The sequence below is a fragment of the Kitasatospora sp. NPDC057015 genome (assembly GCF_042673745.1).
Lineage (GTDB): Bacteria > Actinomycetota > Actinomycetes > Streptomycetales > Streptomycetaceae > Kitasatospora.
Window position 1 is genome coordinate 14,932 of sequence record NZ_JBHUSG010000071.1, and the last position, 25,391, is coordinate 40,322.

Genomic DNA, 25,391 nt, shown 5'->3' on the forward strand with positions numbered 1-25,391 from the left:
TCGTCTACATCGCTAGAGGCCGCGCCGCTGGATAGCGGCGCGGCCTCGATGGTCAAAAGTCTCAGGCGACATAGCCGGTCTGAGTGATCACGCCGTACGACGTGTTCATGAGCTGGAGCCTGCAACCCTTCCCGGAACCCACGCCGAAGAAGAAGGAGTAGCCCGAGCCGGCGGCGGCATTGAAGAAGCCGTTGTCGTAGTAGTACGTGCTGTCGCGGCACTCCAGCTTGAATCGGACGGTCCTTGAGGAGCTCGCGGAGTAGTAGGCGTCGTAGCCGTTGTTGATGCTGGTGACCACGAGGCCGCCGCCGTTGGTGCTGGTTTCTGCACTCGCGTTGGTAGCCATGACAGTCATGCCGCCGGCGAGCGTGGCCGTGGTCACGGCAACAGCCGCAATCCGCTGTGCAAGCTTCATTTGATTATTTCCCCTCGAAAGCCCTGACCCCGGTGGCCAGTGCTCTGGTGGAAATCTACTTCGCCTACATCAACGCAGACATACTATTTTTTCGTAAACATTAGAATTTGGCCACTACTTTGTGTCCACCTCACCGGCTGCACCACTACAAACCGCGAGGACGACGGGTGGCTTATCATCCTTTTAGGCACATGTCTGGCGATCGGCATCCGACGCTCCCGATAGCTGTTTTGGCCGGATGCCGGTCATGAGGGTCCGCACAGGCGGGCTCGGAGCTCGGAGCCCTCTGGATCGCACTCGCCGAGATCGGCCGACGCGACAGCGGGTCAGTCCAGGGTTCCCAGTCCGCCTGAGCATGGTCAGCCCCGGCGAAGGAGTCGTAGAAGGTGGACACCGACATCCCGCAGTCGAGCACTACCTCCTCCGCGTAGACAGCGAGCCCGGGACCCAGCGCCCCGCACAGACCCCCGGCTGTAGCGGCTCTGCAACTCACCCGCGCGCCCGTCCACCTCCCTGCAAGCCTGGGCTGTGCCATACCGAACGCCACGTGGAGGAGGGTGATGCGCGCTGCGGACCTGGTGGCCGACCAAGCCTTCACACCGAGAGCTGCCGGCGGGCGCGCGAGTGGGCGACTTTGTCCGTGGCTCGGTGGCGGCCGCCACGGCTGGCGGGGCGGAGCGGGAGGTCGCTCTGGTCCAGGACGCAGGAAGTGCTCCGCCCCGCCGCCCCCAGTTCCGGTTCCTCCAGACGTGGCGAGCAACCCTCCCGCCGGGGCAACAAGCAGCTGAAACGGGCGTTCTTCCTGGCCGCGTTCGCCTCACTCGGCGACCCGGCCTCCCGGGCCTACTACGACAAGAAGATCAACCAGGGCAGACGGCACACCCAGGCCCTCCTGGCCAGACGCCGGGTCGACGTCCTGTTCGCCATGCTCCGCGACGGAACGCTCTACGAACCTCAACCTGTCACAGCCGCCCCGTGAAACGATCAATCCTCAGGAAGCAGGCGCTGCCGAGCGGCCGCGAGCCGCCGGTCGTAGTCCGGGGCGAACAGCTCGCCAAGCGCCTTGTCCAGCGTTCCGGCGATCCTGTGGATCGGAGCCCAGACCGCCGGATCGTCCACCATGCGACTGAGGTCCGTCATCTGCAGACGCTCCAGCCAGTGCGACAGCACCAGTGCCTCATCACCGTTGAGCCTGATCGTTAGGTCCCCATCCACACGCACCCCCATGAATCTCGACCTCAGTCAGGACGACCCGAACATACTCGCCGCCCCTTGACCAAACACATAGGGGCACGTTGCCGGTCAAGTCAGGTGACAGGAACCCTCGTGGTCAAGATCGAATGGTAATCGGTCAAGATCGTCTGTCGGAGGACACTGACGCACCAGCAGCAGCCGGGACCAGGGCGACCAGACCCGTCTCACCGACGTTTGACCGGTGCCGCGAGCGTGCGGATCGGCCCGGATTAGGGTGTTCGGATGACCGTCATCGACCCGCTGGTACCTGTCCTCGCCGGGCTTCTCGTCGACACCATCCGGTTTCTCGACGGCTGCGATGACGACGAGGTGGATCCCGACTGCGCGGTGAAGGTGATGGAGGACGTCGCCTCGGTGCTCAAGAGGCTGCCGTCCGAGCAGCTCGACCGGCTCCTGCTGGCGATCGGGGGTCTGGCCGAAGCCGAGGCCGACCCAGGGCGGCGAGAGTTCCTGGAGGCGTTCCCGGACGCCTGCGGGTTGGTCGAGGAGACCTGAAGTACGGGGCCTGCCCGCTCTCGACGGCCGGACAACGGTCACGAGTCCACAGCCAGGTACTCCGGCGTCAGCGGCGCAGGGCTCGCCGGGCCAGGGCCAGAGTGACCTCGGTGTCGTCGCTCCAGGAACAGACCTCCAGCCAGGAGAGGTAGCCGGCCTGGGCGAAGACCAGGACTTCGCCGGGGCAGTCACCGTTCTCGGTGCAGATCTGGGCGCCGGCAGCCACCACCGTGCTCGGTCCGGACGGTGCCGGCTCGACGGCAGTCGTGTCGAGCTCGAAGTAGGCCGTACCGCACCCGCACCTACAACGCTCTCGCACGCGCAGATGCGGTACCTGGGCGCGGAGTGCCAGGTGCGTCGGATCGTCGCCGCTGAGAAGGACGTCGAGCACGTCTGCCACATCGGAAGGAAGGCCCTCGGTCATGCCCGCACCATATCTGACCTGCGACGTCACACTCCGATGAGACCCGTCAACTCCGTTGCGACGGGTCAACAGCGGCCGCCCGCGTCCTCTGACATGCGACCTTGGCCGATTGACAAGTGATCTTGACCGATTCAGAGGGCTGGTGGAACCCGCCTCGCCGTGCCTGATGGCCCTACAGACCAGCCGCTCGTATGAGTTGCCCCGGAGGCTGCGAAGATCGGCGGATGATCCGCGTAGGCGAGTTCTTCCTTGCAAGAGACGATGACTCCGCTCTGCGGGTGGGCCCTCGCCGTAGTCACGACTTCCCGGCCGTACGGTGCGACGGCATCTACCCCGATGACGCGGTCTGGAGGTGGGAAGCCCAGCTGACAGGTGCCGAGAGCACACTCCGGCACGTGGTCCCCATGGCCAATGACGGGTTCACCGTCTTCGCTGTCCCTGAGCCGTTGTGCACGGCCCTGGTCACTGCGCGAGGGGAGCGGCTCCGAGCCGCGGCTCGTGCGTGGGCCGAGGCCGCCTCCGAACCGGACGACGAGATCTCGCCGGACAACGCGATGGACCTCCTCGAACGTGTGTCAGCCCTGGCCAGCAGTCGTGCGGAGAAGCACCTCGAGCTGTACTGCTGGTACTTCGCGCCCTGACCCCGCGGCATCGACATCTTGCCGTGGTGAGCGGCCCGGTAGGCCCACCCCCGGCACCAGTCAGGATCGCCTGCTCGATCACGGCCGTGTCGGCGCTGAGCCTTGCCGCCCACAGACCCTCGATGTCCTGCGGGAACCAGCCCTCACGCGGGACGAACCGGAACCAGACCTTGACCTTCTCAACTGCACTCTCCACCGGACCAATCATGCTCGGCTCACCAGCGGCATCGTGCACCGGGGCTGAGCTGGGCGGTCAAACTTCGGTGAGACTCGTCAAAGTTCGATGAGACGGGTCAGCGACCTGCCGCGAGGCCGTGTCCCAACCCTGTCCCAGCCCCGGACCGAAAACACTCCCACCTGGGAATATGGCCTGAGACCGTCCCAGCGAAACGGATATACCCGGCGCGCTGAGACACCGGTAGGACACAACTGAGACACCCCTGTCCCACCTGTCCCAGTACCGTCCCAGGCCGGGGCGAGCCAGCCGCCAGGCGCAGCGGCACCAGGCGCAGCCGCAGCGCGCTCCACCGCGCGCGGCCCAGGTGGCCACAACAGTCCGGGCCGAGGCCGGAGCGCAGCGATCGGAGCCGGGGCGCGGGGCCGGGGCCGGGAGCAGCCCGGTCACCCAAGGGGGCACCGCGGCCCCCTGTCGCCGGGCCTGTCGCGGACCGGCCAGCCACAGGGGATCCGGACCTCGCTCCCACGTCACCCCACACAACACCACCCCCCACGAGACAGAGCACGCGACAGAGTGTCGCCGGGGACGCCGCCCCGTCCCCGGCGTCGTTGCACTCACTCCACGCCGTCTTCGCCGCAGCCCTGAACCGGCCGGAGCCGTCGCCCGCGCTCAGCGAGGGCTTAGGAGGCAGAACTCGTTGCCCTCCGGGTCGACCAGAATCCTCCATGAGATCGAGGACTGGTCGATGCCAGGGTCGGTGGCGCCCAAGGCGCGCAGCCGGGATTCCTCTGCCGCCGGGTCGTCATCGAGGTAAGGGGCGACGTCGAGGTGAACGCGATTCCAACCGCGCTTGGTATCGGGAGTGCACACGAACTCCAGGTAGGGGCCGACGCCTTGGGCGGAGCGCAGGGAGGCGTGGTCGCCAGCGACCTCGTGCACCGTCCAGTCCGTTGCCTCGCCCCAGAACCGGGCCATCGCGCGCGGGTCGGCGCAGTCGACCACCACCGCGGCGATCGGCCCGGTGTCCCGGTAGAGGGGGCGGGGTTCCAGGACGCAGAACTCGTTGCCCTCCGGGTCGGCCATGACCGTCCAAGGAACATCGCCCTGGCCCACGTCGGCGAGGGTCGCGCCGAGGTCCTTCAGACGTGCGACCAACTCCGCCTGGTGGGCGGCCGAGGTGGTGGCCAGGTCGAGGTGCACCCGGTTCTTCACCGTCTTGGGTTCGGGGCGGGTGACGATGTCGATGCAGACGGCCGCGGGGTCGGGGTAGTCGAAGCCCACGGGTTCGAGGTTCGTCACACCGGGTCCCTCGCTGTCAACACCCCAGCCGAGTGCCTCCGCCCAGAACCGGCCGAGCACGGAGTCGTCCTGGGCCTTCATATTGATCTGCACGAGTCTTGTTGCCATGCCGCAAATCCTAGATCCGGGCACAGCGCCAGAAAATACGCAGTCGACTTCGCCGAGACGCTGTCAAAGTTCGGTGAGACGACCGGGCCGCCGTCAAACTCCGCTGAGAATGGTCAAACTAAGTGGAGACGGTCAACGGCCGACCGGGAGGCCGTGTCCCAGCCCCGTCTCAGGCCCGGGCCGAAAGCACTCCCACCTGGGGATACGGCCCGAGAAGCCGCCGCCGGATCCGGGCCAGGGCAACCCGCCGCCCGGGAACTCGGACGGGCAGGTCCCGCCCCCGCCGCCGAGCGACGGCAAACACAAGAAGTGACCGACCTGCAGAAGTACCGCGATGGCCTCGCGCTCGCCATGGAGCAGCGCGGGGCGTGGCCCGAGCGCTCGCCGTGGCTGCGCGAGGCCGTCACCGCGCTGCCGCGCGACGCGTTCGCGCCGCGGCGGCTGTAGCGGTGGGACGGGCGCGCCTACGCGGCCGTGGACCGGGGTTCGGACTTCGCCGGGTGGGCGGGTGAGCTGTTCCGGGACCAGGCCGCGGCGGCCGTCACGCAGGTGACCGACGGCCTGCCCACGTGCAGCCTGTCGGCGCAGGCCGTCGTGGTGGACATGCTGGACTCCCTGTTGGAGCCCGGCCACCGGGTCCTCGACCTGGGGACCGGCGCGGGCTGGAACGCGGCACTGGCCGCGTGGCGGGCCGGGCCCGGGCTGGTGACATCCATCGAGGTCGACGCCGGCCTCGCCGAAGCTGCCCGCGCGAGGCTGCGGGCGGCCGGCCTGGACGTCGTCACCGAGGTCGGGAACGGGAGGGCCGGCAGCCCGGGCACCCGGTTCGACAGGGTGATCGCGACGTACGCCGTCGAGCGGATCCCGTTCGCGTGGGTCGAGCAGTGCGCACCGGGCGGGCGAATCGTCGCCCCCTGGGGGCGCCTTGGGCACGTCGCGCTCACCGTCGCCGACGACGGTGCCTCGGCCAGCGGCTGGATGCAGGGGCTGGCCCAGTTCATGCCCGACCGGATCGACCCGGGCGCCGCGGCCGGAGCCGGCTTCGGACAGGTCCGGGGCGGGCGCGCAGCGCAGGACGTGAGTTGCCTGCAGCGCGACCTGACGGCGCTGCGCGAGGACTGGAACCTGCGGTTCGCGCTGCAGGTAGCCCTGGCGGACGTCCGGGTCACCACAGCGGTCGATGAGGACGGAACCTCTGCGTGGCTGCACGACGGCGCCGATTCATGGGCCGTCCTGTCGTCGGCCGCCGCCGGGCCGGGCGCCGTTCACCAGGGCGGTCCCCGCGGCCTCGGCGACGAACTGGAGAGCGCCTGGCTGGCCTGGGAGCGGTCCGACCGGCCGACGCCGTACGACTACGGGATGACCGTGCGGCCCGACGGGCAGTTCGTGTGGCTCAACGACCCCGACACCGGCCCGCGCCGGCCGGCCGTCCCCGGCCGCCGGCCGGTCGGCGCCGACCGGGGATGACCCGCCGGCGGTGGGCCCGTGGGTGCCCGGCCCGAAGGATCCCCGCACCCGGGCGGTAACCGTTGCGGGGAATCGTCCACGGCCCGGCGGCCCTCGTCGTCCAGGTGCGCGATCGCGTCGACCTCCACCCGGCCGGGGACGCCCGGGCGCTCCGGGCCGCCGCGCGCCATGAAACTCCGGTGTCCACGTCCCAGGGGAAAGCTCACGCGACAGCACCCCCACGCGACAGGCACCTGCCCCGCCCCCGGCACCCGGCACCAGGTGCGGCCAGGTCAGTGAAAGCCGCACCGACCCATCCAGCAGCGGCCCGTACAGGACATCCCGACGCTCCCGTCAGCCGCCCGCGCCGAAGCCGTGAGCAAGCCGGGACCAACGGACCCGGGCCGGCCACTCCCGGCGTTCGCCCTGGCGGGCAGCGCGGCGGGCGGCCGGCTCACGACCCGCCGAAGCGGCCCCGACCGGCGGGCGGACCTGGCGGGCGGGCGGCGGACCGGCAGGCGACCGCGGGCCGCCCGGCCAGCACTGGGCCGGGGCGGGCCGACCGGCGGCGGTTCCCGCCGAGCGGCTCAGCGCCGGCCGCCTGCCAGGGCCTCGATCGCGGGCACGCTCGCGGCGGGCGTCGGCAGCGCCTCGTTCTCGGCCCGCAGACGGACGGCCGCCTCGCGCAGCTCCGGGTCGGTGACCAGCCGGGCCAGCAGCGTGGTATCGACGTCATCGGAGGTCGAGCGCAGGCCCGCACCGGTGGAGACCAGCGTGTCCGCGACGATGAAGTTGTCGGCGCCCTGGGGCAGCACGAGCTGCGGGATCCCGGCCTGGAGGCCGGTGAGGGAACTGCCGGACCCGCCGTGGTGGACCACCGCGTCACACACCCGCAGCAGTTCCGCGAGCGGCACCCAGGGCAGTGCCCTGACGTTGGCCGGAAGGGTGCCGAGGTGGGTCAGGTCGGCGCCCCCGACGGCGAGCAGGAAGTCCGCGTCGACCTCGGCAGCGGCTGCAACCAGCCGGGCGATGGCGTCCACGCCGTCCACCTCGGCAACCACGGTGCCCAGGGTGACGGCGACCCTCGGCCGCGCGCTTCGGCCCAGCAGGTCGGCGGGGACCACGCCGCCGCCGTTGTACGGCAGGTAGCGCATCCGCAGGCCGCCGGGGTCGCCGCCGAGCGAGGCCGGAACGATGTTCAGCGGGGTGGTCTCGGCCGGGCCGGCCACGCCGTGCGTCTCGTAGAGGTCGGTGAAGTGGCCGGCGAGGCGGCCCGCCATGTCCAGCCCGGAGCTGAAGCCGAAGTTGTGCAGAGCGGCTGGGATCTTGAGCTTGGCGGCGACCAGTTGGGCGGACGCCAGGCAGGAGTCGTGGACCAGCAGGTCGGCGTCCCAGGCGTCAGCGGCAGCGAGCAGGCCGTCCACGGTGGAGCGGGAGGCGTGGGCGAAGGCGGCCGCCGCCAGGTCGAGGATCTGATCCTGGGTCAGGTCGGGCCTGGCGTATCGGGACTCCGCACCGGAGACGGAATCGAAGGAGTCGCGCAGCGGGCGGCCGTCGCCGATCTCGACGACCGGGAACCCGGCCTGGCGGAGCTGGTCCACGGGCTTGGGGCCGGCGAACAGGACCTCGTGCCCGGCGGCGCGCAGGGCCTGCGCGGTCGGCACCATCGGGAACACATGGGTGGGCGCGGCCGGCCCGGTGAAGAGTATGCGCACAGTCGTCTCCTGGTGCATCGTCAGCTGGTGTGTCGCCGTGGGGATCGAGCGGCAGCCGCACGGCCGCCTCCGGACCGTTAACTGACGAACCCTCAGACATCTTCCCGGTACGATCGATAATCGGACGTTCTGCCACGGCTCTTGCCGTACGGGGCGCGTTCTGCTCCTCGGGCCCCGCCGCCGCGGCGGTCCGCAGGACGCACGGCCCCGGACGGACCGGGGTGCGCGCGTCACCGCCCGGGTCGCGGCCCACCCGGGCCCCCGACCCGGGAGCCGGATGCGGCCGTGCGGTCGGAGCTCGGCCGAATCTCGCCCGTCGCAAGGCCCGGTCGCCCCGAAGGGCACCGCCGCCCCTGTCACCGGGGGCTGTCGCGGCCCGGCCAGGCACAGCAGGGCCGGGGTTGCGGCCAGGCACCACCACCTGGTCCTCCTGGTCCTTCAGCGCGGGCGACCCGGCGGCCGCAGTGGGGTGCCGGCCTGGCGGCCGCACCGAGGGCGGGTCGGGGGCCGGGGTCTGACGGCCCGGCAGCGAGCCGGTGGCGGGCCCCGGGTGCCAGCAGCGCGCCCACCCGGCCACGCCTCCACCGCACGCCCGCCCGGCGCAGCGGCGAGCGTACGAATCGGCCCTGGCCGCCGTCCCACGGGGGAAAGGACGGCGGCCAGGGCCGGGGCACTGCAGCGCGCTGACCAGCGGTTCTCACCGGTCTTGCGCGAGTTTGTACAGCTCGGCGAACAGGCCGGCCGCATCCAGGCCCTGGAGTCGCCCGCGGACGCCACAGGCGGCATGTGGGACGCCGGAAGCGGCTGAGTCACGCAAGGGGCCAGGCGACCGGCAGGGCCGTCACCCTCCCGCCGGACGCGCGACCGACGGCGAGAGGCGCGGCAGGCGGTCGCCGTTCATGACGGTGCCCGCCTGCTTGAGGTGGCGCACGGTGACCGTGACCTCGTGCTGGCGGATCGCGGTGATCGGGGCCAGGCGCTCGGTGATGTAGCGGTACAGGTCGGCGGTGTCGCGGCAGGTGACGGCGACGACGAGACTGGTCGGGCCGGACACGGCGCCGACGAAGCCGACCTCCGGGTGCAGGGCGATCTCGCTGCCGACCCGGTGGATGTCGGCCGGGGCGACGGTGAGCCAGAGTGTCGCGGCCGCGCGGAACCCGATCAGGGCGTAGGCGACCTCGACGTCGACGAAGAGCATCCCGCGCTCCAGGAGCGCCTCGACCCGCCGGGCGACCGCGCTCTCGTTGCGCCCGGTGGCGGCGGCCAGCGCCGCGTACGAGATGCGACCGTCGGCGGCGAGCGGGGCCAGGAGCGCGTCGTCGTCGGGGGTGAGACCGGGCTCGTCGGCGGTTCGGCGCACGGGGACGTGGCGGCGCGAGCGGGCGCCGAGCGCGGCGATCTCCTGGGCGTCCAGGCGCGCGTCGAAGCCCTGCCACTCCTGCAGGCCGGTCTCGGCGAAGACGTGCAGCAGCGAGGCTGTCGAGACGTCGGTGACCTGGCTCAGGCGCGGGAGGTTCTTCAGGACGAGCTCGTCGCGGTCGCGCGGGTCGTCGGCCCGCAGCGCGCACATCACCTCGGTCCCGGCCGCGGCGAGCGTGACCCACGAGACGTCGGGCCGGCGGGCGAGCGCGCTGCCGATAGGCTCCGCGGCGCCCGGGGCCGTGCGGATGCGGACGAACAGGCTCTCGCGCGACGCGCGCGGGTCGGGGAGGACGACGACGCGCAGGATGCCGGCCTCGCGCAGGCGCCGGTAGCGGCGGGCGACCGTCTGCTCCGAGGAGCCGAGCGCCTGGGCGATGCGCCGGAACGAGGCGCGCCCGTCGAACTGGAGGGCGCTCATGATCCGGCGGTCCAGTGCGTCGGTGGTGATGGTTTCCGTCTCTGCAGGCATGATTGTGGCGGGATTCTACACGAAACGCCGATTCGCTCGGTCGCGACCGGGGGTGCGCAAGACCATCGGCGCATGACTTCTACCGCTTCTCCCACCGCTGTCGCGCCCGGGCACGGACGCTGGGCACCGCTGCTGGCGGTCTGCCTGGGCACGTTCATGCTGCTCCTGGACGTCTCGATCGTGAACGTCGCGCTACCCGACATGGCGACCGCACTGGACGCCTCGTTCACCGGCCTGCAGTGGGTGGTCGACGCCTACGCGCTCGCCCTCGCCGCGCTCCTGCTCCTCGTCGGGTCGGTCGCCGACGCCGTCGGTCGTCGCCGCACCTACCTCGTCGGCCTCGCGGTGTTCGTCGCCGCGTCGCTGGTCTGCGGCATCGCGCCGTCCGTCGGGCTGCTGGTCGCCGCGCGGTTCGTGCAGGGCGCGGGCGCCGCGGCGATGCTCGCGACGACCATCGCCCTGCTCAACACGGCCTACCACGGCCGTGATCTCGGCACCGCCTTCGGCATCTGGGGCGCGACCTCGGGTGCCGCGGTCGCCGCCGGCCCGATCATGGGCGGCCTGCTCACCCAGGGCCTCTCCTGGCGCTGGATCTTCTTCGTCAACATCCCGATCGGTCTGGCGACGATCGTCATGGCCCGGCGCACGCTCAGCGAGTCGCGCCTGCCGCAGCGCCCGCGGATCGACTGGGCCGGCGGCGGCGCCTTCACCCTGGCCGCGGCCGCGCTGACCTTCGCCCTGGTGCGGGTCGCCGAGGAGGGCTGGGGCTCCGGGCAGACGCTCGGGGCGCTGGCCGTCTGCGTCGCCGCGCTGGGCGCGTTCGTCGCCATCGAGCGGCGCGTGGCCGAGCCGATGCTCGACCTGGCCATGCTGCGCCGCCGCTCGTTCGTGCTCGTGCTGATCGCCGCGGCGCTGCTCTCGATCTCCGCCTTCGCCGGCCTGATCTACGTGTCGATCTGGCTGCAGACCGTGCTCGACCTCGGCGCGATCTCGGCCGGTCTGGTGACGCTGCCGCTGAGCGGGATCGCCTTCTTCGTGGCCGGCGGCCTGGGTCGCGTGCTGCACGGCGCGTCGCCCCGCTGGACGGTCGGCGGCGGCCTGGCGATCATCGGCGTCGGCGATCTGCTCATGCTCGGCCTCGACGGCAGCTCCGGATGGGCCGCGGTCCTGCCCGGGCTGGCCGTGATCGGGGTCGGGGCTGGCATCGCGATCCCGACGGTCGTCGCCGCGGCGATGGCCGCGGTCCCGCGCGAGCGCGGCGGGATGGCCGCCGGCGCGGTGAACACGGGACGTCAGCTCGGGTTCGCGGCGGGCATCGGCATGCTGGGCAGCATCTTCAGCGCTCGGGTCGACGCCCTCCTGCCGGGCGGCGCGCAGATCGCGCACGCCGTGACCAGCGGCGGGTCCGCCGCGGTCCTGGCGGCCGCGCCGGCCGGCTCACGGGCGACCCTCGACGCGGCGATCCACTCGGCCGTCGGCGGCGCGCTGGGCACGACCTTCCTCGTGGCCGGTGTGCTGGGCGTGGTCGGCGGGGCAGTGGTTGCGCTGCTGCTGCGCGAGCCGGCGGCGGAGCGCGCGGCGGAGCCTGCGGGAGAGGAGGTGGGGGCGCGGGCGTAGGCGGGGTGGGGCGGCGGGCGGCTCGAGCGCCGAAGCTGGGTGTGCCGGGAAGGTGGGAGTGCTCGCTTCTCAAGGTCAGCGACGTGGGGTCGCAGGGAAGCTCACGGGCAGGGCGGCGGCAAACGGTCATCACCTGCCCGACCCGCAACACCGAAGGGCAAGCCACCCTGCGCTGATCCCGGGCCCGGAGCCCCCGGTCAGGGCTGCGGCTGGGGCCGGTCGGCCCGCCGCCTCGGGACGCGAGCCCGGGTCAGTGCTACACCGCCCGGACAGCCCCCGATGACGGCAGGCTGGCAGCGACCGACCGGCCCGCTGCCGCAGCGCCTCGGCCCTGCGGCAGCGAGCCCTGCTCGAATGTCAGTGCCGGACGCGATGATGTACCTATGACAACCCGCGCTGACCTGGCCTCTTCCGCTGACTACGCCACTGCCGTGGCCACCGCAGTGAGCGCCGCAGGCGACTACTACCGCGACGGCTCCACGCCGCTTGGCGACGACGAGTACGACGCTCTGGTCCGCGCCATCGAAGCCTGGGAGCAGCAGCACCCCGACGACGTGCACCCCGACTCCCCCACCGGCAAGGTGGCCGGCGGCGCGGCCGTGGGCGATGTCCCCCACTCGGTGCCGATGCTCTCGCTCGACAACGTGTTCAACGACGAAGAGCTGACCCACTTCGCGGCCGGGCTGGAGCGCCGCCTCGGTCGCCAGGTCGGCGCCTGGTGTGTGGAGCCCAAGCTGGACGGCCTGGCGGTGGCCGCCCGCTACCAGGGCGGCCGCCTGGTGCAGATGCTCACCCGTGGCGACGGCCTGGCCGGTGAGGACATCACCCACGCCGCCGACGCCGTGCTCGGCCTTCCCGCCACCCTGACTGAGCCGCTGGACATCGAACTGCGCGGCGAGGTCCTCCTCACCACGGCCCAGTTCGAAACCGCGAACGAGATCCGGATCGCGCACGGCGCGGCCCCGTTCGCGCACCCGCGCAGCGGCGCGGCCGGGACCCTGCGTGCGAAGGACCGCCCCTACCGCATCGAGCTGACCTTCTTCGCCTACAGCGCGATCGGCCTCGACGGCCTCGGGCACAGCGCCCTGCTGGAGACCCTGGCCGCGCTCGGCGCGAACACCGCTGCCAGCACCGCCGCCTCCCCACTGCGCTGCGAGAGCCTGGAGCAGGTCCACGGGCGGATCGCGGAGATCACCGCACTGCGCAGCGCACTGCCGTTCGGGATCGACGGCGTGGTCATCAAGGCCGACTCCCCCGAGGACCAGTTTCAGGCCGGCCACGGTTCCCGCGCACCGCGCTGGGCGGTCGCCCGGAAGCTGCCTGCCGAGCACAAGGTCACGCGGCTCCTGGAGGTGGAGTGGAACGTCGGTCGGACCGGCGTCATTGCCCCGCGCGCGGTTCTGGAGCCGGTCAACATCGACGGCGTGATCGTCACGTATGCCACCCTCCACAACCCGGGTGACATCGCCCGGCGGGACCTGATGCTCGGCGATCAGGTGTTCGTCTACCGGGCCGGAGACGTGATCCCCCGTGTGGAAGCCCCGCTGGTGGACCAGCGCACCGGCGCCGAGAAGCCGATCGTCTTCCCCGAGGCGTGCCCGCGCTGTGGCGATGCGATCGACACGTCCGGGCAGCGCTGGCGGTGTGTGCGGGGCCGTGGCTGTCAGGCGGTCGCGTCGGTGATCTACGCGGCGGGCCGTGACCAGCTCGACATCGAGGGCCTGGGCCGCACCCGGGCCGTCCAGCTCGTCGACAGCGGCCTCGTCTCCGACATCGCAGACCTGTTCACCCTCGACAAGGAGCAGCTCCTGACCCTGGAGCGGATGGGCGACACGAGCGCGGACAACCTGCTCGCGGCCATCGAGCAGGCCCGGGGCGCGGCGCTGAACCGGGTGTTCTGCGCACTGGGCGTGCGGGGCACCGGGCGGACGATGTCGCGGCGGATCGCCGCGCACTTCGGCAGCATGGCCGCCATCCGGGCCGCCGACGTGGAGACCCTGGCCGTGGTCGACGGCGTCGGTCCGGAGCGGGCCCGCCTGGTCGTGGACGAGCTGGCGGATCTCGGCCCGGTCCTCGACAAGCTGATCGCCGCTCAGGTCGGCACCACCGTCACCGAACCCGCCACCCCGGCCGTAGGCGACGCAGGTGAGGATGCCGTTGCCGGACCGCTCGCGGGACAGAGCGTGGTGGTCACCGGTTCCATGACCGGGGACCTGGCTTCGCTGTCCAGGAACGAGATGAACGAGCTGATCGAGCGAGCCGGAGGCAAGGCCTCCAGCAGCGTCTCCAAGCGCACCGCCCTCCTCGTCGCCGGCGAGAAGGCCGGCTCCAAGCGCGCCAAGGCCGAAGACCTCGGCATTCAGATCCTCACCCCGGAGGAGTTCGCCGCGCTGGTCACCGACTACCTTCACCGCTGATCAGCCATCCGACCGCAAGTGGTCGGTGACCGCTCCGCGCTGACGAGGCCCAGTGGTGAGCGATCGGCTCACGTTCCTGCCCGTCGTCGACTACTCGGAGACCGACTCGACGCACGTTCGGTCGACATACGCCGGGCAGGATGGACGCGCCCGTCATCGAGTCCCCGCGCGCCTCCAGGCTGAAGAGCTCCCCCTCGCCGACCAGGCGCCGGGGAAGGGTGAAGACGTCCTCGACCTCCTGCTCGGCGACGATCGGGGCGCCGGCCGCGATCCGCCCGAGTACGGACAGGTCCACGGACGCCGGGTTCGGTGGGGAACGGTGGGCCTTGTCGCGGCGTCGTACAGTACTCCGCGTGCCTCCGCTTGAGATCTCCGACCTCATCACCGCAGTCGACCCGGCCACCGGCCGGCGATTGCCGGTACGGCGTGCCGAGGTCGTCGAGCTGCTGCGCGAGAACGGCGACCGGCGGGCCGCCGGGATCGTGGCGGGGCTGCCTGCCGGCCAGGACGGAGTACTGGACGCGGGTGCCGTGGACCGGTTGCTGATCAGTGTGCACACCGAGCTCCAGCGCCTGAGCGAGGAACTGCGCATCGGCGAGCGCCTCGTCCACCTGCTCGGCCCGCTGTTCACCGCGATCCGGGCAACCGGTGCGCCGGGGCCCTACCGCCTGGTCGACGTGGGCTGCGGGCTGGGCTACCTGGTCCGGTGGCTGGCGGCCACCGGCGCCCTTGCCCCGGACATCGAACTGGTCGGGGTCGACCTCGACGCGGCGCTGGTCGGAGAGGCGGAGCGCCTGGCCCGGAGCGAGGGGCTGCACTGCCGCTTCGTCCACGGCGATGCCTTCGCGCTGCCGCAGGCCGCCACCGTGTACGTGTCCACCGGCGTCCTGCACCACTTCCCCGAGCCCGCGCTGGCGGGCTTCTTCGCAGCCCAGGGAGCCTCCCCCGCCCTGGCGTTCTGCCACTACGACATCGCCTCGACCGGCCTGGCACCCATCGGCGCGTGGATGTTCCACCGCGCCCGGATGCGCCACCCGCTGGGCCGGCACGACGGCGTCGCCTCCGCCCGGCGGGCCCACAACGACCAGACCCTGCTGCAGGCCGCCGCAGCCTCGGGCATGCGACCCCTGCTCTACGAGCCAAGGCACGTCGCCAACCCCTTCTGCACCACCCTGCGCCCGGTCCTCGGCCTGCGCCCGCACCTGGAAGCACCCCTGCGCCAGGCCCTCGGCCGCTCCTCCCGTCGACTCCTGGGCCCCGAGCACCTCGTACGGGCCGCCTCGTGACGCCCGCCCTGCCCCTGGCTGCACTCGGCGTGGTCGACGCGGCATTCAGCGGCTTCCGTGCCTATGCCGGCCGCGACGCCCGCATCCGCAAACACCGGGCCAACCTGCGCGCCGCACTGCGCGGACTGGCCGTCGGCACCGTCCTGCTGCTCGCCCCCGCACTGACCGCCGTCGTCCTGCTGCTCACCGCCGCCGACCCGCACCGCGCCTACGCCGCACTGACCGCCGGCGGCCTGGGCTACCTGCTCCCGCTCGCCCTCTACGCCACCGCCGTCCTGCTCTCGCTCGCCGCCTACTTCCTGCTGCCGTTCCGCGCCAGCACGCTCGCCATGGTCGTCGGGCTGGGCCCGCTCACCCTCCTACGTCCCCTGGCCATCGCCGCCGCATGCCTCGGCGCGCTCCTGGCCGGCGGCTGGGCCTCCCTCCTGATCGGAACGGTGGCGGGCGCAGCGGTGCTGTCCGTCGAACCCCTCGTCCACCGGCACTGGTACCGCCCGGGCCGCGCCGCACCCGACGGCGTTGCCGCCGAGCACTGACGCGCGCATCGCCACCTCGGCACCTCGGTGGTGGGGTCGCTCAACCGACCGACCCGGCACCAGCCCTGGAACAGGGCATCAAGCCAAGGAATCGGCTGCGCTCCGGACACCGAGACTGGTGCACGTTCGCCTGTGCCAAGTGGCGCGCCTGCACTGCACATGTACGTCGACACCAGGCCGGCGCCGGTCATCGACCGGGCCAACCAGCGTTGGGGCAGCAGCACCGTGTGCCCTCACCGCACTCCTCGCCGGCCCGCGCCTGCCCGCCGGCCGCCGCGGGCACCTGACGCAGCAGCTCGCCGAGGTCGACCTCGTGCTCGCGAAGGCGGACCAGTGAGCATCGCCCCGCGATGCCCTGCGGGCCGCGATGGAACGGCTCCTGGCCGAGCGCAACGACGCCAAGCTCACGAAGAACGACCTCTGGCGCGAGGCCGGCGTCAGCCGCGCGACCATGACGGGTGCGCTCCAGCCAGCCCGGAAACCTGGCGCAGGTGGTCGTCGGCATCGTGGCGGCCGTCACCATGTGGTGGCGGCCGCCAGCAGTTTCCGAAGATGCGGTCAGCCCGCCAGTCCTCGGATCCGCCGGGCACGTCGTCGCGGCGACGAATGGGAAATCAGCTCGCGTGCCTGCTCAGTCGACGCAAGGCACCTCGTTCACAGCCGGTGCTGCACTCGTCCCCTCACCGGCCAGAATCTCCTTCGCCTTGCCCGGCTCCGCCAGCAGCAGCGCCCCCTTGGACTGCACGGGCAGCTCCGAGGTCGCCGCTCGCCCCTGTGCGAAGGCGGGCACCTGGCGGACGAAGTCGACCGGGTTCCACCCCTTGTCAACCACCAGGTCCTCCTTCAGCGCGTCGTACAGCGCCCCGAGCTTGCCGGCGTCCGCCATCACCCCGCCGGCACGCAACTTCTGCAACATGCCGGCGAGGAACGCCTGCGCCCGACGCGTGCGCTGCAGGTCCGACCCGTCACCCACTCCGTGCCGCTGCCGTACGAACGCCAGCGCCTGCGTGGGGCCGAGCTCGGACCGGCCGGCGGGCAGGCTCGCTCCGCTGAGCTCGTCGTCCACCGCGTGGTTCAGACAGACCGGCACTGTGCCAACGGCTTGCGCGGCCCGGTAGAACCCGGTCATCGTGACCTCTGCGAAGTGGTCCACCGGCACCCCTGCCAGCTCTTGAACGGACCGGATCAGCGCGGCGCGGCCGGCCTCCCGGCCGCGCCATCGCAGCTCGGCTCCGGAAACCCCCTGCCCCTGAGAGCGTGTCGTCTCCGCAGCCTCGGCCAGCGCATACACCTGTCTGATGGCCACCTTGGCACCGCCGCCGGCCGCGTCGACCAGCACATCCCGGGGAATCGACAGCTGACGCGCCGTCCCGCCTCCGGCCGGGATGTGCACCAGCACCAGGGTGTCCGCGACGTCCACGTCTGCTGCCCCGGCGTGCAGCTCCCCGCGCCGCAGTTCCGCAGGCGCCGGCCGGTTCTGGGCGTCGGTGGTGGCTTCCAGACCGATCAGCAGGATGGTCACCCCACGCTCGAGCGGCGCGGGCGCGCCCGAGGAAGCCGCCTCCAGCGCGCCGGAGGACCGCCCCGGCAGCCCCGACGGAAGGGTCAGCGCGCTCGCCCCCACCGCAACGGCCAAGGTCAACGCGCCGACCAGCATGACCGTCCGCCGCCGGCGCCGGCGCCGCCGTCCGGCCTCCAAACCGCCGTCGACCAGCCGGGCGGCCGCGGCCACCCCGAGACCCTCGGCAGCCCGTCCGAAGGTCGTGCTCAACCGAACTTCGAACTCTTCGTCCCCGCCGCTCACTTCGCCACTCCCATCACCGAAGACCCCGTCCACCGACCCGTCCCGCCCGCTCACCGTGCCACCAGCTCCGCCAGGTCGGCCCCCAGGAGGGACCGCAGCCGGGCCAGCGCCCGGGTGCACCTGGTCCGCACCGCCGCCGAGCTGTCCTTGACAATCGCCGCCGTCTCCTCCACGCTCCGGTCCTCCCAGTAACGGAGCACCACCACCGCCCGGTCGCGCGGCGGAAGCCGGGCCAGGGCGCCGACCAACGCCAGCCGCAGCGCCGCGTCCTGCTCGAGTGCCGGCACCTCCGGCAGCACCTGGCTGGGCCGCTCGCCATTGCTGCGCCTGCGGTGGTGCGACAGGTAGGCCCGGACCAGCACGGTCCGGGCGTAGCCGGCCGGGTTGTCGATCCGCCCGGCCCAGCTCGGCCGCTGCAGCCGGTGCCACTGCGTGTACATCTGGCCCAGTGTGTCCTGCACCAGGTCCTCGGCCAGGTGCGCGTCGCCCCCGGTGAGGAAGTACGCCGACCGGTAGAGCTGCCCGCTGCGGGCCGTCGCGAACGCGACGAACTCCTCCTCCGAGGCCGCCCGCTGTCGAGCTGTGCCCACTGTGTTCTCCTGTCCCCTCGCGGTATCCGCCCTATGACGACACGAGGGCACCCGAATGTTTCACACCAAATTTCGACGGGCCGTGACGTTCGGCTGTCCGGTAGTGGGCAGGCGGCCACCGCCGGTCACCGGAGCGACGGCCGGGGCGCGGGTCTGCGGCCACCGACCCGTTGGCCGGCACCGCAGGACGCCCCTGTCGTACCGGGCTGTCGCGACCCGGCCACACACGGGGGTATGTGGCCATCCCCGTAGGTCATAGCACGCGACAGGGGGCGACAGGCACCGGCCACCGGTGCTCAGGCGGCGCGGTCCTTGGCCGGGTAGCGCTTGGCGTGGCGTACCCGCTCAGGCGGCGAATCCGATGTGGGTGACGCAGGTGCGGGCGCCGTAGTCGGAGCCGAGGTCGGTGATGACCTCGTCCCAGATGACGTCGAGCATCTCGGCCGCCCCGGGGTCGCCCGGGCCTTTGTCCCAGGCGTCGACCATGTCCCGGTTGGCGGGGGTCGCTTTTCCGGTCTTGATCCAGTTATTTTTTGACGGTGCGGGGCTTGGCGGTGATTCCGGCCCGGGCCATCGCCTCGTTGCCGGCGGCGGAGCGGGTGAGGTACCCGCGTGCGGCCAGGCCGCGCGAGGTTTGACCGCAGCCCCCTGGCTAGAACGGGGGCTCTGCGGTGAACTCGCCTGTCACCGCCCAGGGGTCGTCCTGCTCCCGCTCCTCCGCCGTCTCCCGCTCACGCCGTTCGGCGGCCGCGCGCGTCTCGGCGATCGTGGGGATGGAGTCGAGGGCCTCGGCCGGGCGGCCGTGCCTGATCAGCATGTCGGGCAACTCGTGGTGGACCAGGTAGTGAGTGGACGAGCGGAGCAGTGCGAGGGCTTCTTCCGTCCGGCCGTCCCGCTCCAGCAGCCGGGCCAGCGCGGTGTCCCACTCGCCCGGCTCCCGCTCGTTGAGGGCGGTGGCCTCCGCGATGCCCTCCTTGCAGCGGCCCGCCACACCCAACAGCCAGAGCCGCAGGCGGCGGACCTGGTCCAGGTGCTCCTCGACGTTTTCGTCGGTGAGCCCGTCCAGGAGTTCGAGTGCCCGGTCGGGCCGACCGTCGTCGACGAGCAGGTCCAGCGCCCAGTGGAGGAAGTTCCAGCAGTCGTAGTACTCGTAGGTGGGCCGGCCGGTCTCGACGGCCTCGTCGACCCTCCCCTGGCGGACGAGGAGGCGCATCAGCGCCGCCCGATCCTTCGGATGGTCATGAGCCTCGATCCCCTCCCGCAGCACGGTCTCCGCCTCGGCCACCCGCCCCGCGTCCTCCAGCGCCTTCGCGTACACGTCGAGGGCGGAGCGGTGGTCCTCGGCGGCGAGGGCCCCCAACTCCTCGATCAGGCCCTGCCTGGCAAGGAGCTCCGCGTAGTACTCCGGGAAGTTGACGGGATGACGCCGGCCCGAGGCCCTCTCGGCGCGCAGGACCTCGACAGCCTCGTCCGTACGCCCGGCCCGCTCCAGCACCCGGGAGATCAGGAGCAGCACGTCCCAGCGGTCCGTCCGGCCCGTCCCGCAGCATTCACCACACCGCTCGCACGCCGCGCTCTCCGCACGCTCCATGCGCTCCGCTTCCCGCGTGAGCGCCTCCAGGACCAGATCGTCGTACCCCTGCCCCTCGGTCACCTCGACCAGGCGGGAGCGAAGCCAGTACTCCCCGATGTGGGGCGTGAGCACGTCGACGGCCTCCCCGATCCGTCCGGCCTTCGACAACAGCTCGGCGTAGCGGGCGCACACGTGGCCGTCGCCCAGCTCGACCTCGTCCGGGCGCACCATCGCGAGCGCCGCGTCACCCTCGCCCTGGTGGATCATGATCTCGGCGGTGACCCACTCGGCGGCCCGCCAGCCGATCTCCGCGAACGGGCCCACCAGCGCCAGCGCCCGATCGAACTCGCCGGCCGCGCACAACTCCCGGGCCGCTGCCTCCGCGCAGTTCCAGTCCCCGCGCTCCCGCGCCGCCCGGATCAGCAGTTCCAACTGCCCCAGGTCGAGGAGGGTCCGCACCATCCGCGGGTAGACGCCACCGTGGTGGCGCGCCTGCCAAGAAAGATCATCGATGTTCACACGGGCACCCTACGAACCGCCACCGACAGCCTCCGCCCAACCGAAGCCGGGATGCCCACAACGCCATCCCGCCACCGGTCGAAGTCCACTGAGACCGGTCAAACTTCGGTGAGACGGGTCAGCCGGTGTTGAGCCGGGTCGCGGTGACCTGGCGGAGGAACTCTGTGTTGCTCAGGGTCTTCTTCAGCCGGTCCTGGAGCAGTTCCATCGCCTGCTGGGTGTCCAGGCCGTTGAGCACGCGACGCAGTGTCCAGGCGGCGGAGGTGCGGGCGGGGCCGAGGAGGAGTTCCTCGCGGCGGGTGCCGGAGGCCTGGACGTCGACGGCGGGGAAGATGCGCTTGTCCGCGAGCCTGCGGTCCAGGCGCAGCTCCATGTTGCCGGTGCTCTTGAACTCTTCGAAGATCAGGTCGTCCATGCGGGAGCCGGTGTCGACCAGGGCGGTGGCCACGATGGTGAGGGAGCCGCCGTTCTCGATGTTGCGGGCGGCGCCGAAGAACTTCTTCGGCTGGTAGATCGCCGCGGAGTCGAGGCCGCCGGTGAGGGTGCGGCCGGAGGCGGGGGCTGCGGTGTTGTAGGCGCGGGCGAGCCGGGTGATCGAGTCGAGCAGCACGACCACGTCGTGACCGAGTTCCACCAGGCGCTTGGCGCGCTCGATGGCGAGTTCGGCGACGGTGATGTGGTCGCGGGCGGGCCGGTCGAAGGTCGAGGCGATGACCTCGCCCTTGACCGAGCGCTGCATGTCGGTGACCTCCTCCGGGCGCTCGTCGACGAGGACGACCATCAGGTGGGCCTCGGGGTGGTTGCGGGTGATCGCGTCCGCGATGGCCTGCATGATCATTGTCTTGCCGGTCTTCGGCGGGGCGACGATCAGAGCGCGTTGGCCCTTGCCGATCGGGGCGACCAGGTCGATGATGCGGCCGTTCAGCTGCCCCGGGGCGGTTTCCAGGTGCAGCTGCTCCTGCGGGTAGAGCGGCGTCAGCTTGGTGAACTCGGGCCGGTCGTGGGCCTGGTCGGTGGCTCGGCCGTTGACGGTGTCGATGTGGGCCAGGGCGGGGCGGCGGTCGCCGTTGCCCGGGGCGCGGGTCGCTCCGGTCAGTACGTCGCCGGGGCGCAGGCCGAAGGTGCGCACCTGGGCCATGGACACGTACAGGTCGTCCGGCCCGGCCTGGTAGCCGGAGGTGCGCAGGAAGGCGTGGTCGTTGCGGATGTCCAGGACGCCGGCGGCCGGAACGAGGTCGCTCTTCGGGGTGGATGTGGCCTGGTGCGAGCGGCGGCCGGCTGCTGTCCGCTGTGACGGTACGTCCGGTGAGGTGCGGGCGCCGGCGGCGCTGGCGGGTCGGGGGTTCGTGGCCGGAGGGGCGGTGGCGCGTTTGGCGGTGATCGCATCGACGAGCTCGCCCTTGCGAAGCCGCGCGGCCCCTGGGACGCCGAGGGTGGAGGCGAGTTGGTGGAGCTCGGCGCGCAGCAGGCCGTCCAGCGCGGGGTGGCCGGCGGCCGGTTCGCGCAGGGCGGTTCGGGATGTGGTTGACGGTTCGGTTGCAGTGCTCATGAGAGGGTCCTCCCCCTGGAGGTGGTGTCGAAGGGCGGCAGCACCAGGTGGGCCGTGCAGCTCGAGGCGCGCGGGAACGCGGTGGTGTCCCGGCAGGGCCGGCTGCGGCATGGTCGGCGCGGTTGCGGCACGCAACCTGGGCCTGTGCATGGTGCGACGCCGAAAGCTGGTGTCGCCGTGATCTGCGGTGCGGTCTCCGCTGGCAGCAAGTGCGACTGCCGTTTTCTCGACCGCGATCAGTTCGCGGGAGGGAGTGGAGTGCTCCGTTGCCGACCATGGTAGCAGAGCCCGTCGATCGCGCCCATGGGATTCGGCGGGAGTGGGCCGCGGAGACGACGAGCGCGGCGCTCGACGAGGCAGGTGCGAGCGCCGCGCCGCGCCGTACCGGGAGGCGGGGCCGATGCTCGCTGCCCCGAACCGGGCGCGGGCCTGGTCGGCGAACCCGCTCGATGCGGCGCGGCCAGTCATCGAGCGGGTTGACGCTGAGCTGGTGGACGCTCGGGGCGCGCTGCGGATGCCGTCCGCTTCGGGGGTGAGTGCAGCGAGTTCGCCAACGCCCTGATCGTCAGGGCCCGCCGGAGGGCAGTGCGCAACTCGCCCGCCGCGGAGCCGTCCCGACGCGGTCAGATGGTCCCGCGCAGCTTGGCCAGTGCTTCGTTGAGCAGGATCTCGCCGTCTTCCTGGCTCCGGCGTTGCCGGACGTAGCCCAGGTGCGTCCTGTAGGGGGCGTTGCCCGCGGCGACAGGGGCCTGGTCGGGATCGGGGCCGGCGGGCAGGCCGCACTTGGGACAGTCCCAGGTCTCCGGGGCCACGGCCTCGAGAGCGAAGCTGGGCTGGGTGTGGTGGCCGTTACCGCACCAGAACGACACCGCTCTGCGAGGGGCGAAGTCGCCACGCTCGGACTCCCCCATCGGCCCTGCACCGATGCGGGAGCCCCTGATACCACTACGTCCCTGCGCCACGATCGCTCTCCTCGGCCATGATGTCCACGCCTCGGATGTGCATGGGGAGGCCCAGCGTACGGCCACCCTCCCGCAACGCCGTCACGGCCTCCGCAGATCGCTCTGCTCAGGGCCGGTGGCGCGGGTGGCGGGAGGCAGAAAGATGCTGGCCATCGCCGGAAAGACCCGGCAGTGCGTCCCCCGCCGGGGCCAGGCGGAGGACGTCGCCGCCGCCATTGCCTTCCTCACCAGTCCCGTCGCATCCTTCATCAGCGCCCAGTCGTTGCACATCGACGGCGGCTGGATGCCCCACTGATCGCGACCGACCACCACCGGGGAGAGCACCCATGAAGGAACGCGTCCGCGCCGTCCTGTTCACCGACGCAGGCACCATGCTGGTGATCACCCGCATCCGGCCCGGCATCCCCCCCGTACCAGGTGCTCGTGGGCGGCGGGGTCGAGGACGACGACGCCGACCTGGAGGCCGCCCTGCTGCGCGAGATCCGCGAGGAGATCGCCGGCGAGGCCACCGACCTGCGCCCGTTCCGGCAGCTGACGAACGACAAGGGCGAGGTCGAGCACTTCTACACCGCCCGGATCGCCACCTGGAACTTCGACAACCGCACCGGCCCCGAGTTCCAGCGTGACGACCGAGGCGAGTACCTGCTCAAGGAAGTCCCGCTCACCACCGAGGCCGTCGACGCGCTGAACCTGATGCCGCCCCAGATCAAAGACGCGCTGCTGAACGCGATCAACACCGGCGACCTCATCCCCGTCGCACAGCCCTGAAGCTCTTGCTCCGGAAGTTCAGATGATCTGATCTGCGTGTAGGGCCGTGACCTGCGCGACCACATCAACTGAGACGCCCCAGCGCGGCCGGGAAGCAATCTGGTCGACGCAGGTCAGGGGAGGTCTGACCGCTCCTACGTGATCGTCACGGCCGCAGTTGCCGCGCCTGCGGGTCGAAGCAGTTGAGGCCCGTCGACAAAGCGACTTCCGCCGCGTAGGCGGATGCCTCCACCGAAATACTCCAGCGCATGGGGAGGTAGATCAGCGGCCCACGGGCCTCACTGATCAGCGGACCGGTCGACCAAGGCGACGTGTCGTACTCGTCCTCGGGCCACCGTTCCAGGAGGGCGGAGACGAAAGGCCGCTATTCGCTCCACCGGAGGAACCGCAGGCTCCTCCGTGTCCATGGGCGAGCGGGCCGGCTTCACCGTCGAGGCTCACGTACACCACCGGGCGTTCCTCCCCACCCTCGACTCCGTTGCGCATTTCGGCCGGGGCTATGCGGTGAGTTGGCAGGCGAGGCGGGACAGTCGGCTTGTCCGGGGCTTGCGGGGTTGATCGGGTCGTCGGCTGGTCCAGTGGGCGTCGAGTCGGATGATGTTGATCGCGGTGGCGGAGAAGGCGTGCTGGAGGGTGACCTTGGGCAGGCCGCGGTAGCGGGCCCGGCGTAGGCCGGTGATGTCGAGTGCCTGGTTGATGGTGCCCTCGACGCCGGCGCGCAGGGCGTACGTGGCCTGCCAGGCGTCGGTGGCCTGTTCGGCACGGGCGGCGGCGACATGTTCGTGGACCTCGCGGGGCCGCAGGGCGAGCATGCGGGTACCGCGGGTCGCGGTGGTGCAGCGTTCGCGGGAGGGGCAGGGGCGGCAGTCGGTGCCGGCGAAGGCGATCACGATGGCGTCGTGACCGTGCTGGGTGACGGGGTACCAGCCGGTGCTGGTGCGGCCTTCGGGGCAGGTGACCTGGCGGGTGTTCCAGTCGACGCGGGACGCGGCCCGCAGGAACTCTGGAGCTGCTGTGGCTCATGCGGCGGAACCGCTGAACCCACGAGCTTGGTAAGGACACTTGACAGTCGGGTGGTCCAGACCACCAGTATTGGTCCCAGGCCAGAGTGCTTCAGGTCGCCGAAGTCCCCCACCTTCGAAGGGAGCGCGGTCCATGGCCGGACCCGTTCGCGCACCACTCCGAGCCCTGCTCGCCGGAGCCGTCACCGCCGCCGCCATCGCCGGCGTGGCGCTCACCGGCACCGTCCACGCGGCGGGCACCCCACTGCCCGCCCAGGTCTTCACCCCGTACGTCGAGGCCCAGGCCGACGACAGCCTGTCCGAGCTCGCTTCGCAGTCGGGTGACAAGTACCCGACGATGGCCTTCCTCCAAGCCGCCGCCTCCTCCCCGTCGCCCTCCGCGTCGAGTGTCCAGGTGCCCGCCATCCAGGTGCAGGTCAGCCCGTCTTCGGGCACGGTGACCGCCGGGTCGTCGACCACCGCGACCGTGAGTACGGCCATCATCAACAACGGCTCGAACACGTCCATCGCGATGACGGTCAGCGGCGTTCCTGCGGGGGTCACCGCCTCGGTCAGCCCGTCCTCGGTCAACGGGAGTTCCAGCGCCGCCCTGTCGGTGTCGACCGTGTCCACGGTCGTCCCCGGCACCTACACGCTGACGGTCAAGGGCACGCTGAGCGGCACCGCGGCCACGTCCTCCGCGACCTACACGCTCACCGTGACCGGTACCGCCCCGGCGTGCTCCACCCCCTCCTGGGGCGGCACACAGGTCTACACCGGTGGCAACACCGTCTCGTGGAAGGGCCACCGGTGGAGCGCCAAGTGGTGGACGCTGGGCGAGGAGCCCGGCACCACCGGTCAGTGGGGCGTCTGGCAGGACCTCGGTACCTGCTGATCTGCACG

General features: G+C 71.7%; 24 protein-coding genes and 3 pseudogenes. 12 read left to right on the forward strand and 15 right to left on the reverse strand.

The window, feature by feature from the left end:
- Positions 1-61: 61 nt before the first annotated feature.
- Positions 62-355 (reverse strand): hypothetical protein, encoded by a 294-nt coding sequence (locus tag ACFTWP_RS38625; RefSeq protein WP_380269840.1) that lies wholly within the window; start codon positions 353-355, stop codon positions 62-64.
- Positions 356-1,127: 772 nt separating this feature from the next.
- Between ACFTWP_RS38625 and ACFTWP_RS38630 the strand changes: the two are divergent.
- Positions 1,128-1,394 (forward strand): annotated as a pseudogene (locus ACFTWP_RS38630) (transposase); the annotation flags it as partial.
- A 5-nt stretch (positions 1,395-1,399) separates the two neighbouring features.
- Here ACFTWP_RS38630 and ACFTWP_RS38635 read toward each other — a convergent pair.
- Positions 1,400-1,642: a hypothetical protein gene (locus ACFTWP_RS38635; RefSeq protein ID WP_380269841.1), complete on the reverse strand. Its 243-nt coding sequence runs from the start codon at positions 1,640-1,642 to the stop codon at positions 1,400-1,402.
- Between the two features lie 249 nt (positions 1,643-1,891).
- On the opposite strand from ACFTWP_RS38635, the gene ACFTWP_RS38640 reads away from it, so the two are divergent.
- Positions 1,892-2,164, forward strand: a complete 273-nt coding sequence (locus ACFTWP_RS38640; RefSeq protein ID WP_380269842.1) for a hypothetical protein — start codon at positions 1,892-1,894, stop codon at positions 2,162-2,164.
- A 67-nt stretch (positions 2,165-2,231) separates the two neighbouring features.
- Here the strand turns inward: ACFTWP_RS38640 and ACFTWP_RS38645 are convergent, their stop codons facing one another.
- A complete protein-coding gene (locus tag ACFTWP_RS38645; RefSeq protein WP_380269843.1) occupies positions 2,232-2,588 on the reverse strand; it encodes a hypothetical protein in 357 nt (118 codons plus the stop codon).
- Between the two features lie 395 nt (positions 2,589-2,983).
- On the opposite strand from ACFTWP_RS38645, the gene ACFTWP_RS38650 reads away from it, so the two are divergent.
- Complete coding sequence (locus ACFTWP_RS38650) at positions 2,984-3,229, forward strand: hypothetical protein (protein WP_380269844.1); 246 nt, start codon at positions 2,984-2,986, stop codon at positions 3,227-3,229.
- Positions 3,230-4,076: 847 nt separating this feature from the next.
- Here the strand turns inward: ACFTWP_RS38650 and ACFTWP_RS38655 are convergent.
- A complete protein-coding gene (locus ACFTWP_RS38655; protein ID WP_380269845.1) occupies positions 4,077-4,814 on the reverse strand; it encodes a VOC family protein in 738 nt (245 codons plus the stop codon).
- 309 nt (positions 4,815-5,123) lie between these two features.
- Between ACFTWP_RS38655 and ACFTWP_RS38660 the strand changes: the two genes are divergently transcribed.
- Positions 5,124-5,261: a hypothetical protein gene (locus ACFTWP_RS38660; protein WP_380269846.1), complete on the forward strand. Its 138-nt coding sequence runs from the start codon at positions 5,124-5,126 to the stop codon at positions 5,259-5,261.
- Between the two features lie 27 nt (positions 5,262-5,288).
- Positions 5,289-6,281 (forward strand): methyltransferase domain-containing protein, encoded by a 993-nt coding sequence (locus tag ACFTWP_RS38665; RefSeq protein ID WP_380269847.1) that lies wholly within the window; start codon positions 5,289-5,291, stop codon positions 6,279-6,281.
- A 566-nt stretch (positions 6,282-6,847) separates the two neighbouring features.
- On the opposite strand, the gene ACFTWP_RS38670 is transcribed toward ACFTWP_RS38665, so the two are convergent.
- Positions 6,848-7,975, reverse strand: coding sequence for a nucleotide disphospho-sugar-binding domain-containing protein (locus tag ACFTWP_RS38670; RefSeq protein WP_380269848.1), 1,128 nt, complete (start codon positions 7,973-7,975; stop codon positions 6,848-6,850).
- A gap of 841 nt (positions 7,976-8,816) precedes the next feature.
- The gene (locus ACFTWP_RS38675) at positions 8,817-9,866 is read right to left on the reverse strand and encodes an Lrp/AsnC family transcriptional regulator (RefSeq protein ID WP_380269849.1); all 1,050 of its coding nucleotides are present in this window, start codon (positions 9,864-9,866) and stop codon (positions 8,817-8,819) included.
- 72 nt (positions 9,867-9,938) lie between these two features.
- On the opposite strand from ACFTWP_RS38675, the gene ACFTWP_RS38680 reads away from it, so the two are divergent.
- Together ACFTWP_RS38680 and ligA are read left to right on the forward strand one after the other, a co-directional pair.
- Positions 9,939-11,483, forward strand: coding sequence for an MFS transporter (locus ACFTWP_RS38680; RefSeq protein WP_380269850.1), 1,545 nt, complete (start codon positions 9,939-9,941; stop codon positions 11,481-11,483).
- Between the two features lie 383 nt (positions 11,484-11,866).
- Complete coding sequence (gene ligA / locus ACFTWP_RS38685; RefSeq protein ID WP_380269851.1) at positions 11,867-13,900, forward strand: NAD-dependent DNA ligase LigA; 2,034 nt, start codon at positions 11,867-11,869, stop codon at positions 13,898-13,900.
- Here ligA and ACFTWP_RS38690 read toward each other — a convergent pair.
- Positions 13,878-14,282: a LexA family protein gene (locus ACFTWP_RS38690; protein WP_380269852.1), complete on the reverse strand. Its 405-nt coding sequence runs from the start codon at positions 14,280-14,282 to the stop codon at positions 13,878-13,880. The two genes, ligA and ACFTWP_RS38690, sit on opposite strands and share 23 nt — an antisense overlap.
- On the opposite strand from ACFTWP_RS38690, the gene ACFTWP_RS38695 reads away from it, so the two are divergent.
- Entirely contained in the window at positions 14,254-15,186 is a 933-nt protein-coding gene (locus ACFTWP_RS38695; RefSeq protein ID WP_380269853.1) for a class I SAM-dependent methyltransferase, read from the forward strand. The two genes, ACFTWP_RS38690 and ACFTWP_RS38695, sit on opposite strands and share 29 nt — an antisense overlap.
- On the forward strand, positions 15,183-15,722 hold the full coding sequence (locus ACFTWP_RS38700) for a hypothetical protein (RefSeq protein ID WP_380269854.1): 540 nt from the start codon (positions 15,183-15,185) through the stop codon (positions 15,720-15,722). The genes ACFTWP_RS38695 and ACFTWP_RS38700 overlap by 4 nt, the downstream gene beginning before the upstream one ends.
- A 631-nt stretch (positions 15,723-16,353) precedes the next feature.
- On the opposite strand, the gene ACFTWP_RS38705 is transcribed toward ACFTWP_RS38700, so the two are convergent.
- The 7 genes and pseudogenes from ACFTWP_RS38705 to ACFTWP_RS38735 all read right to left on the reverse strand — a co-directional run bounded on the left by ACFTWP_RS38705 (position 16,354) and on the right by ACFTWP_RS38735 (position 22,719).
- The gene (locus ACFTWP_RS38705; protein WP_380269855.1) at positions 16,354-17,559 is read right to left on the reverse strand and encodes an LCP family protein; all 1,206 of its coding nucleotides are present in this window, start codon (positions 17,557-17,559) and stop codon (positions 16,354-16,356) included.
- Positions 17,560-17,576: 17 nt separating this feature from the next.
- Positions 17,577-18,116: a SigE family RNA polymerase sigma factor gene (locus ACFTWP_RS38710; protein ID WP_380269856.1), complete on the reverse strand. Its 540-nt coding sequence runs from the start codon at positions 18,114-18,116 to the stop codon at positions 17,577-17,579.
- 345 nt (positions 18,117-18,461) lie between these two features.
- Positions 18,462-18,602: a hypothetical protein gene (locus ACFTWP_RS38715; protein ID WP_380269857.1), complete on the reverse strand. Its 141-nt coding sequence runs from the start codon at positions 18,600-18,602 to the stop codon at positions 18,462-18,464.
- A 166-nt stretch (positions 18,603-18,768) separates the two neighbouring features.
- Complete coding sequence (locus ACFTWP_RS38720; RefSeq protein ID WP_380269859.1) at positions 18,769-20,208, reverse strand: tetratricopeptide repeat protein; 1,440 nt, start codon at positions 20,206-20,208, stop codon at positions 18,769-18,771.
- Positions 20,209-20,326: 118 nt separating this feature from the next.
- Positions 20,327-21,610: pseudogene (gene rho, locus ACFTWP_RS38725) on the reverse strand (transcription termination factor Rho); the annotation flags it as partial.
- A 6-nt stretch (positions 21,611-21,616) separates the two neighbouring features.
- Positions 21,617-22,225: pseudogene (locus tag ACFTWP_RS38730) on the reverse strand (hypothetical protein); the annotation flags it as partial.
- A gap of 155 nt (positions 22,226-22,380) precedes the next feature.
- A complete protein-coding gene (locus ACFTWP_RS38735) occupies positions 22,381-22,719 on the reverse strand; it encodes an RNA polymerase-binding protein RbpA (RefSeq protein WP_380269861.1) in 339 nt (112 codons plus the stop codon).
- A 142-nt stretch (positions 22,720-22,861) separates the two neighbouring features.
- Here ACFTWP_RS38735 and ACFTWP_RS38740 point away from each other — a divergent pair, with 142 nt between their 5' ends.
- Positions 22,862-23,014, forward strand: coding sequence for an SDR family oxidoreductase (locus tag ACFTWP_RS38740; protein ID WP_380269862.1), 153 nt, complete (start codon positions 22,862-22,864; stop codon positions 23,012-23,014).
- Between the two features lie 128 nt (positions 23,015-23,142).
- On the forward strand, positions 23,143-23,487 hold the full coding sequence (locus ACFTWP_RS38745; RefSeq protein WP_380269863.1) for an NUDIX domain-containing protein: 345 nt from the start codon (positions 23,143-23,145) through the stop codon (positions 23,485-23,487).
- A 497-nt stretch (positions 23,488-23,984) separates the two neighbouring features.
- Here ACFTWP_RS38745 and ACFTWP_RS38750 read toward each other — a convergent pair whose 3' ends face one another.
- Entirely contained in the window at positions 23,985-24,485 is a 501-nt protein-coding gene (locus tag ACFTWP_RS38750) for a transposase (RefSeq protein ID WP_380269866.1), read from the reverse strand.
- A gap of 157 nt (positions 24,486-24,642) precedes the next feature.
- Between ACFTWP_RS38750 and ACFTWP_RS38755 the strand changes: the two genes are divergently transcribed.
- Complete coding sequence (locus ACFTWP_RS38755) at positions 24,643-25,383, forward strand: hypothetical protein (RefSeq protein WP_380269864.1); 741 nt, start codon at positions 24,643-24,645, stop codon at positions 25,381-25,383.
- Positions 25,384-25,391 lie beyond the last annotated feature (8 nt).

Excerpts from the sequence above, each read along its gene's own strand:
- ACFTWP_RS38625 (WP_380269840.1), bottom strand. The coding sequence starts at position 355 with ATGACTGTCATGGCTACCAACGCGAGTGCAGAAACCAGCACCAACGGC.
- ACFTWP_RS38635 (WP_380269841.1), bottom strand. The coding sequence starts at position 1,642 with ATGGGGGTGCGTGTGGATGGGGACCTAACGATCAGGCTCAACGGTGAT.
- ACFTWP_RS38640 (WP_380269842.1), top strand. The coding sequence starts at position 1,892 with ATGACCGTCATCGACCCGCTGGTACCTGTCCTCGCCGGGCTTCTCGTC.
- ACFTWP_RS38645 (WP_380269843.1), bottom strand. The coding sequence starts at position 2,588 with ATGACCGAGGGCCTTCCTTCCGATGTGGCAGACGTGCTCGACGTCCTT.
- ACFTWP_RS38655 (WP_380269845.1), bottom strand. The coding sequence starts at position 4,814 with ATGGCAACAAGACTCGTGCAGATCAATATGAAGGCCCAGGACGACTCC.
- ACFTWP_RS38675 (WP_380269849.1), bottom strand. The coding sequence starts at position 9,866 with ATGCCTGCAGAGACGGAAACCATCACCACCGACGCACTGGACCGCCGG.
- ACFTWP_RS38680 (WP_380269850.1), top strand. The coding sequence starts at position 9,939 with ATGACTTCTACCGCTTCTCCCACCGCTGTCGCGCCCGGGCACGGACGC.
- ligA (WP_380269851.1), top strand. The coding sequence starts at position 11,867 with ATGACAACCCGCGCTGACCTGGCCTCTTCCGCTGACTACGCCACTGCC.
- ACFTWP_RS38690 (WP_380269852.1), bottom strand. The coding sequence starts at position 14,282 with ATGAGGTCGGAGATCTCAAGCGGAGGCACGCGGAGTACTGTACGACGC.
- ACFTWP_RS38715 (WP_380269857.1), bottom strand. The coding sequence starts at position 18,602 with ATGGTCGACGCCTGGGACAAAGGCCCGGGCGACCCCGGGGCGGCCGAG.
- ACFTWP_RS38740 (WP_380269862.1), top strand. The coding sequence starts at position 22,862 with ATGCTGGCCATCGCCGGAAAGACCCGGCAGTGCGTCCCCCGCCGGGGC.
- ACFTWP_RS38755 (WP_380269864.1), top strand. The coding sequence starts at position 24,643 with ATGGCCGGACCCGTTCGCGCACCACTCCGAGCCCTGCTCGCCGGAGCC.